The sequence below is a fragment of the Lentzea roselyniae genome (genome assembly GCF_039537795.1).
GTDB classification, from domain to species: domain Bacteria; phylum Actinomycetota; class Actinomycetes; order Mycobacteriales; family Pseudonocardiaceae; genus Lentzea; species Lentzea atacamensis.
On the sequence record NZ_BAABBE010000084.1, the window covers coordinates 1 to 8,020 of the forward strand.

The window sequence follows — 8,020 nt, forward strand, 5'->3', positions numbered from 1 at the left end:
TGCTCGTCCAGGCCGTCCAGGCCGGTCGCGGGCTTCGAGTTCTCGGCGTTCTCCACGCCGGACATCATGTCGGTCATCAGGTGCACTTCCATGATCGGGAGTTACACCGCTCGTTTTACAGTCCCGCTAAACCCGGCAGATCAAAGGAGAAAGCGACGATCAGCAGGTCACGATGACCGGCGAAGGCCGGACGAGCGCGCGGATGGTGATCCGGCGAGACAGACGATCGTGACCATTGGTCTGTGAAGCGGCTCCGCAGCACGCGACATCAGCATGACCCCCCTAAGCCCACCGCCGAGCGATGATCACCCCCCGGTGACCACACAATTACCCGGCGTACCCGCTGGAACGCTAGCTAACGTCGATCACACACCACAGACTCCAAATAGAGCAATCACACAGCCTCATCGGCGTGAGCCAGACGCCTGCGGCGAACGATGCGAGACGCGGCACGCACAGGAGCCACACCCGGCAACGGGACCGAGAACCACGACGTAGACCTGCAGTCAGCGCAGCATCTCGGTTGTTCACCGAACCGCCCACCATGCACCTCTCAGCTTCGGCCTGCCTGGGCACGACCCGCTGGCGCAACCGCAACGCAGCACCTGCGGGTCTTCTCACCGGTCTCGACAAATCATCAGGTCCCCACCGACGTCGATGCGAGACGGCGCGGGCCAGTGGCAAGCCGCCAGACCACTCGGCGCTCCCCCTCAGGCCAGAACAATGCAGTGCAGACCACCTCAACTTGCGATCAGACAGTCAACGGCGCACAACGGACGACACCATCAACTCCTGGAGGTCGTCATGGCCTGGACAGAACAGATCGGCACGCAGTCCTGGCGAGTCCGTTACCGCACCGGCGACGGCCACACCGCATCGATCTCCGGCTTTACCACACAACGCGCCGCAGACAACTACGCCGCCGACATCGAGAGCGACCAACGCCGCAACACCTGGCTCGACCCCACCCGCGGCCGCACCACCGTCGCCGAATGGGTTGTTACCTGGTTCGCCGCGCTCGACCTCGACCCGCGCACCATCGACAACTACCGCAGCGTGCTGCGCTGCCACATCCTGCTCCGCTGGGGCGGCACACCACTGGGCGCGATCACCGCCCTCGGCGTGAACAAATGGATCAGCGACCTGCGCCAGCTCGGCTACGCCAACACCACCGTCGCCACCATCGTCAAAGTCCTCTCAATGATCCTCACCGACGCCGCCGACGAACACCTCATCCCCGCCAACCCGATCCGCCGCTACCGACGCCGCGGACGACGCAGCCACCGCATCGAACGCGAACGCGTCTGGGCGACCCCGACCGAGGTCCTGCGCATCGCCGAACAGGCCGCCGCACTCGGCAGCGAGACCGCCGGCCTGCTCATCATCACCGCCGCCTGGACCGGATGCCGCTGGGGCGAACTCACCGGCCTGCGCCGCGACAACGTCGACCTCGATCGCGGCGTTATCGTCATCGACCCACGCACCGGCTCCCTACACGAAAGCGCGCACACACGCTGGCTCGGCTCACCCAAAACCGCGTCATCGGCCCGCACCATCACCCTGCCACCGTTTCTCATCACCATGCTGCGCAAACACCTCGAACGGCATGACAACGAGTTCGTGTTCACCGCCGAGGGCGGAACCTGGTTGTGGCGCAGCACTTTCATCCGCCGCGTACTCAAACCCGCCGTCAACGGCAACGGAGAACGCCCACTGTCAGGCGTCCGCACGGTGCCAATTCGCCCCGGCCTAACCTTCCACGGACTACGGCACAGCCACAAAACCTGGCTCATCGCCGGCGGAGCTCCCGAGATCGCTCAAGCCCGCCGGCTCGGACACCATCTGTCCAACCGCGTCACCGAGGTCTACTCCCACGTCGCGCCCGAAGTCGAACTCCGACTCCTCAACGACCTCCAACGCCGCTGGCACGAAGCCGACCTCAACGTCAAAGCGCACCCGACCGCACCAGAACCGTCGTTCCGCCACGTCTCCGGACCGCTTGCCGCATAACGAATCCCGCTGACCCTCACACCGCTGGTGGGAGGGACATCACGATCACCCAGTCCAGCGACCAGCTTGATGATCAGGCTGGAGAATCCTGCTCCAGAACTGCTCCATAGGGTCACCGCAACACGATCAACAGACGATCACCCAAGATCCACCCACAACAGCAAGAAAACCGCCTGACCAGCGGAAACCGCTCGACCAGACGGGCTCTCAATTCAAGTGGAGCTGAGGGGACTCGAACCCCTGACCCTCACACTGCCAGGAGCCGGGGCACGTCCTCCACCTGCGGCGATTACGAAACCGCTGGTCATCACGGATCCGTTCACCGTCGTTGAATGCAGTCTAACGCCGTTCAGACCATATGAACTCTCCAGATTTCTCCAGACCGATCCAGTGTGAGATTTCACCAGAGGGTGCTCTCATCACGCAGCCAACGCTCCAGAGCAGCCGCCCCGCGCCGGCAACTGAGGCGTCCCGCTAATCTCGCGGATCGGCGATCGAGTGGGGAGAACTCGTGAAGACACCGACCGGGCGATGGCGGATCGTGGACATGACGAACTGGGACTTCGATGACGTCGACCTGGTCGAGCCGGGGTTCATCAAGTTCGCCAAGGACAGGACCGGTGAGTTCGGCTTCGTCGCCGTCCGCGGCTGGATGGACTGCCGGTGGACCAAACGCGACGGCCGCCCCTTCGTCGAGTTCAGCTGGGAAGGCCACGACGAGGGCGACCAGGTCAGCGGGCGCGGCTGGGCGGCGCTGGCCGAGGACGGTTCGCTCGCCGGGCACCTGTTCTTCCACCTCGGTGACGACTCGGGATTCCAGGCGAAGCCGTACGGGAGCGTGCGTTGAGCGAGTACCAGTACTACGAGTTCGTCGCGATCGACCGCCCCCTCGACGCACAGGCACAGGCCGAGGTGGGTGCGCTGTCCACCCGCGCGGAGATCACCGCCACCAGGTTCGTCAACGAATACCACTGGGGCGATTTCCGCGGCGACCCCAACCAGCTGATGGAGCGCTACTACGACGCACATCTCTACTTTGCCAACTGGGGCACGCGGCGAATCATGCTCCGCCTGCCCCGCAACCTGCTCGACCTGGACGTGGCCGGGCAGTACTGCGTCAGCGACCAGGTCACGGCCTGGACTGCCGGCCAGCACCTCGTCCTCAGCCTGACCAACGACGACGAATCCGGCGACTGGGACTACGAACCGCAGGCCTCACTGTCGTCCATCATCGACATCCACGACGAACTCGCCGCCGGTGACCACCGTGCGCTCTACTTGGCGTGGCTGGCCGACTACGGCGTCTGGGAGCCCGACGAAGACGCCTTCGACCACGACGAGGACGACGAACTCGAACCACCTGTGCCGCCTGGCCTGCGCACGCTCACCGCGCCGCAACACGAGCTGGCCGAGTTCCTCCGCGTCGACCAGGACCTGCTCGCGGTAGCCGCCGAAGCAAGCCCGCCTCTCGACGTTCCCGCCGACGCCCCCGAACAGCTCGCGGCCTGGCTGACGAAACTGCCCACCGACGAGAAGGACCGGCTACTGCTGCAAGTCGCCCAGGGACACGCTGCGACTGTACGAATGGAGATACTGCGCGGATTCCGCGACATCATGGCGCCGTCTGTCCCCTCACCCGGCCGCCGCACCGTGGCCGATCTCCTGGACAACGCCCGACGCAGGCGCGACGCCCGGCAGCGCCAGGAAGCCGCGCAACGCGCCGAGGAGGAAGCCCGCCGCGAACACGCCCGAGCCCTTGCCCGCCAGAAACGACTGGACGACCTGTCCCACGACGAAGAAGCCGCCTGGGACAAGGTCGAGGCGCTGATCGCCACCCGCAAGCCCACCGAATACGACGCCGCCGTGGCCTTGCTCAGCGATCTCCAGGCGCTGGCCGAACGCGACGACCGGTTCGACTCCTTCACGTTGCGCAGCATGGCGTTGCGTGACGCGCACGCACGCAAACCCAGCCTCATCGACCGCCTCAATCGTGCCAGGCTGTGAACTGACCGTCGTCGAGCTCGTCCTCCCAACAGCCGAACGGTGCTCCGCCTGCGGTGTAGCCCACGACGAACATCCTTCGGCCATCCACCCAGACCCAGTCCGGGTCGTCGGATTCGTCGACAGGTCGGCGTTCCTCACGTGGTACCGGGGGTCGCCGCGCCCACTGCGACGCAGTGGCCGGGAGCGGAAAGCCGATCGCGGTGAGTTCCTCGTACGCCGTGTAGCGGTCGACGCCGTACCACTTGGCGTACGTTTTCACGGTGACCCGCGCGCCGGAACGGACCCAGGCCCGTGTGGAGTCCAGCCGGGCCGGCTTGCGCAGGCGGTGACGACGTGGCTGCATGATCCTGCTAGCCCAGGTCGAGCGCGGCGCGCAGGCGTTCGGGACTCATGAGACCGGGTTGGTCCAGGTGGTTGGGGAAGGAGTCGAGCAGCCGGATCAGGTCGTCGCGCCGGGTGGGATCGGCGGCGGCCTGCCGGGGCGTGTATCCGGCCAGGGCGGGGATGGGCTCGTCCAGCCACTTCCGCTCGTAGTCGCGGATGAACTTATCGAGCACAGCCGCTGCCCTGGGATCAACCTGGTCCCCGCCGGAGTGGCTCCTGGACGTGAGAGCCGCCGCTTCGCGGGTGTCGCGCGCGGGTTGGCGGGACTCCTCGACAACGGTGAGCGTCGGATCGAGCTTCCGCAGTGTGTCCAGCACCCGATCGAGCCGGGCCTCGCTGTTGGTGTGCACGGTCAGATCAGCCCCGTCGAGGCTCAGGGTCGCGCGGACAGGCCCGTCCGCGACGCTTTCGATCCACTGTGGAGTATGCGCGTCGGCACGGCGGGCGTAGGTCTCGTCCAGTTCGGCGACCAACGCGGCCGGATCACCAGTCCGCAGGGTGACTTCGCACAGCACCAACGGGTCGCCTTCGGTGTTGCGCAGTGCTGGCGGCGCGAACCGCCGGGTGAGGAAGGAGACCAGATCGATCGGGTCGGGCTCAGCGTCCAGCAGCGAGATGAGTTCGTCGCGCTCGTGCAGCTCGACAGGTTCGATGCCGCCGAAGATCTGCATCGTGTCGCCGGCGGGCACGATGCGGGCACAGATCAGCGCACCCACCTTCAGCTGACGACTGGCCGCACGCTCCCGGACCTGGTGAACGTCGCCGGTGCGCACGTCTCGCACCGTCAAGCCCTCGCCGCGGTGGACCTGTTCGACCTCGAACACCGAGCGATCGACGAGCAGCCACTGCTCGGCCAGCAGCCGCTCGTCCTCCGGCAGCAACGCGCCCCGAACGGCCACGAACTCCGCGAACCCGCCACCCTCGAACAGCACCGCGTCGGCGACCAGCGGGTCCTCCAGCGCGTCAAGCAGACCGTAAGGACTGTCGCTGAACGCCGCCCGCTCGCGCGCGACATCCGCCATCTCCACACGCCGGGGACCGTCGGACAGGAACAAGCCCGCCTTCCGGTACAGCCACCCAGCACGCTCGTCCAACGGGAGCTGCTCACGGTGAAGGTGGCACTTCTTGTACTTGCGACCGGAACCACACCAACACGGATCATTACGGCCAACGTCCGACCGAGGCTCGGCCTCGAACTGCTCAAGCAATCCGACCAGCGGATGGTCCGACGAAGCCCCAGCGCGGCGCAGCAAATCAAGTGCTCTGGTCGCATCACCGCGATCGCCGGCGTAGCGAGCGAGGGCGCTCAAGGCCAGCGGCCACTGCGGATCCAGTGACTCCGCAGCCTCGTAGTCAGCCTCGGCCGCGGCGACGTCACCCAGCCGCTCATGGGCCTTGCCACGCAGCCACCGCAACGCTGGCCGGGCAGCGCGCGGTGCCAGCGGCTCAAGCGTCTCGGCGAACAACCCCAGCGCCGCCGCGCCGTCACTACCAGTTCCGACCGTCTCGGTCAGGACCGCCGCGGCCACGACGGGCTCGGCCAGCGCCGGCAGCACTGATCGGACCACAGCGCCCGGACCGGTGCCGGAAGACTCCGGCTGGCCAGCCATCTCGGTGGCGAACGCGGTCAACGCGGCGTCACCGCCGCCCTCGTAAGCATCGGATGCCGCGGCGTGCAAGTCGGCGATGCGCTCGTACAGCGCCACGATCGCCAGGACTGCGACCGCCTCGTCGTGATCCAGATCGTGCCGCACGGCGATCGCCCCGAGTCGCGCGTTCGCGCGCCACCGCCGGAAGTCGAACCCCGGCGGGGCCAGCCACTCGCCGTCGCACGCCAACCCGCAGGCTTCGAGCATCTCCCCGAGCGGAGGCAGCAGCTCGGTGAACAACGTGGCATCGTCCGCGCACGCCGTCCACACTGCCGCATCCAGCAACACGGGTTCGTCTGATTGTGCTGCCAGCACCTGCGACAGCCGGTGCCCGACGGCGGCAGTCCCTTCCACCGACGTCACCTCGTCCGGCGCCGCCTTCAGCAGCAGCCCCTCCGCCGTGACCTGCACCGCGATCACGTCGCCCTCGCTGAGCCCCTTACCCACCAGATAGCCGGTCGGCAGCAACAGAGCGCCGAGATCACCCACAGCCTCTGGCGGCACGCCTCGCGCCGTCGGCGTGTCGTCGTCGAGCCCCGGCAGCACCCCTATCACCGGTGAGCCGTCAACCAGCCGCTGGTAGCCCACGTGCTCGGGCAACATGTCGACCGGGCCCAGGTCCGGACTCGACTCGAGAAAGTCGTGCTCAACCTCCGGCCCGCTCAACCGACGCGTGAACACCCGGCCGGCCAGCAGAGCCGGCAACGACACCCACCGCTCGTCGGTGAGCACTGCCAGCACCCCGGCGCCATCGTCCAATGCCTCCGCCAACGCCTCGTCCGCGTCGGCCCCGAGCACGACACCACAGTCGTTCAGAACGGAAACAAGCCGCTCCTCCGTCATCGGCCCGTGCTCGGCCAGCACACCCGCGACAACGTCGACAAGTGTCGAACCCGTGGGAAGAAAGGAGTCAGCCACGGCCGAACACAGTACCCACCCCAGCAGACCGGGCAGATCTCGCCACGGCCGCTACCGTGGTCAGAATGCTGGACCTCAGTCGACTTGACCTGGACGAGATCGCACAAGCGCTGTCGGACCAGAACGACTACGAACACCGCTGGCTGATCAACCCGGACACCGGAGAAGTCCTGCTCTGGACCTCCGACCTGGGCATCGACGGCAAAACACCCGTCGACCTCGACGACCTGGACGAAATCTGCATCGACCCACTGCCCACGTACATCTGGTACCAGGACATGGCCGACTTCGCCGAACTCGTCACCGACGAACACACCCAGCGGCGACTCATGCGGGCGATCGACGGAAAAGGCGCCTTCCGCAGATTCAAACTCGAGCTGCACGAGGAGCACCCGGAACTACTGCCGGTCTGGTACGCCTTCCGCGACTCCCGAGCCCGCCACCGCGCGGTCCAGTGGCTGGCCGACAACGCGCTCATCGATGACGACACCGCCACCCAGTACATCGCCGAGCACCCCACCCCAGACGTTCCATAAACAGCAGAGTTGCTCCGCGCCCCTCAACCGGTCGACTTGCGTTCATGACCGCACAAGCGCACACCAGACCCGACAAGCAACTCTCTCCACACTGGAGCCTGTCATGGCCTGGACAGAACAAATCGGTCCGCAATCCTGGCGAGTCCGCTACCCCACCGGAGACGGACACACCGCCTCCATCTCGGGATTCACCACCAAGCAAGCCGCCGACAACTACGCCAACGACATCGAGAGCGACCAGCGCCGCAACACCTGGCTAGACCCCAGCCGCGGCAAGACCACCGTCGCCCAATGGGCCACCACCTGGTTCGCCGCCCTCGATCTCGACCCACGCACCATCGACAACTACCGCAGCATCCTGCGCTGCCACATCCTCCTCCGCTGGGGCGGCACCCCAGGGTTCCGGCAAAGTCGTGTCCGCCGTTTGGACGTAGGACGGGCACGGCTCTCTGGTTGATCATGTGAGTGTCTAAGTCTCATGATCTTCTGGGAGTGCCGTGCCCGCCGTGTCATCCTGCC

General features: G+C 66.5%; 7 protein-coding genes. 5 read left to right on the top strand and 2 right to left on the bottom strand.

Annotated features, from left to right (window positions below):
- The first annotated feature begins 804 nt into the window (after window positions 1-804).
- From ABFX45_RS45455 to ABFX45_RS45465, 3 genes are all read left to right on the top strand, one after another.
- On the top strand, window positions 805-2,010 hold the full coding sequence (locus ABFX45_RS45455) for a tyrosine-type recombinase/integrase (RefSeq protein WP_346137306.1): 1,206 nt from the start codon (window positions 805-807) through the stop codon (window positions 2,008-2,010).
- A gap of 511 nt (window positions 2,011-2,521) precedes the next feature.
- Window positions 2,522-2,857 (top strand): hypothetical protein, encoded by a 336-nt coding sequence (locus tag ABFX45_RS45460; protein ID WP_346137307.1) that lies wholly within the window; start codon window positions 2,522-2,524, stop codon window positions 2,855-2,857.
- Complete coding sequence (locus ABFX45_RS45465) at window positions 2,854-4,014, top strand: hypothetical protein (protein ID WP_346137308.1); 1,161 nt, start codon at window positions 2,854-2,856, stop codon at window positions 4,012-4,014. Before ABFX45_RS45460 ends, ABFX45_RS45465 begins: the two co-directional genes overlap by 4 nt.
- Here ABFX45_RS45465 and ABFX45_RS45470 read toward each other — a convergent pair.
- On the bottom strand, window positions 3,995-4,357 hold the full coding sequence (locus ABFX45_RS45470) for a hypothetical protein (RefSeq protein WP_346137309.1): 363 nt from the start codon (window positions 4,355-4,357) through the stop codon (window positions 3,995-3,997). The two genes, ABFX45_RS45465 and ABFX45_RS45470, sit on opposite strands and share 20 nt — an antisense overlap.
- 7 nt (window positions 4,358-4,364) lie before the next feature.
- On the bottom strand, window positions 4,365-6,965 hold the full coding sequence (locus tag ABFX45_RS45475) for an SEC-C metal-binding domain-containing protein (protein ID WP_346137310.1): 2,601 nt from the start codon (window positions 6,963-6,965) through the stop codon (window positions 4,365-4,367).
- A 65-nt stretch (window positions 6,966-7,030) separates the two neighbouring features.
- On the opposite strand from ABFX45_RS45475, the gene ABFX45_RS45480 reads away from it, so the two are divergent.
- Window positions 7,031-7,501, top strand: coding sequence for a UPF0158 family protein (locus tag ABFX45_RS45480; RefSeq protein ID WP_346137311.1), 471 nt, complete (start codon window positions 7,031-7,033; stop codon window positions 7,499-7,501).
- 103 nt (window positions 7,502-7,604) lie between these two features.
- On the top strand, window positions 7,605-7,958 hold the full coding sequence (locus tag ABFX45_RS45485) for a hypothetical protein (protein ID WP_346137312.1): 354 nt from the start codon (window positions 7,605-7,607) through the stop codon (window positions 7,956-7,958).
- The last annotated feature ends 62 nt before the right edge of the window (window positions 7,959-8,020 follow it).

Excerpts from the sequence above, each read along its gene's own strand:
- ABFX45_RS45455 (WP_346137306.1), top strand. The coding sequence starts at position 805 with ATGGCCTGGACAGAACAGATCGGCACGCAGTCCTGGCGAGTCCGTTAC.
- ABFX45_RS45470 (WP_346137309.1), bottom strand. The coding sequence starts at position 4,357 with ATGCAGCCACGTCGTCACCGCCTGCGCAAGCCGGCCCGGCTGGACTCC.
- ABFX45_RS45480 (WP_346137311.1), top strand. The coding sequence starts at position 7,031 with ATGCTGGACCTCAGTCGACTTGACCTGGACGAGATCGCACAAGCGCTG.
- ABFX45_RS45485 (WP_346137312.1), top strand. The coding sequence starts at position 7,605 with ATGGCCTGGACAGAACAAATCGGTCCGCAATCCTGGCGAGTCCGCTAC.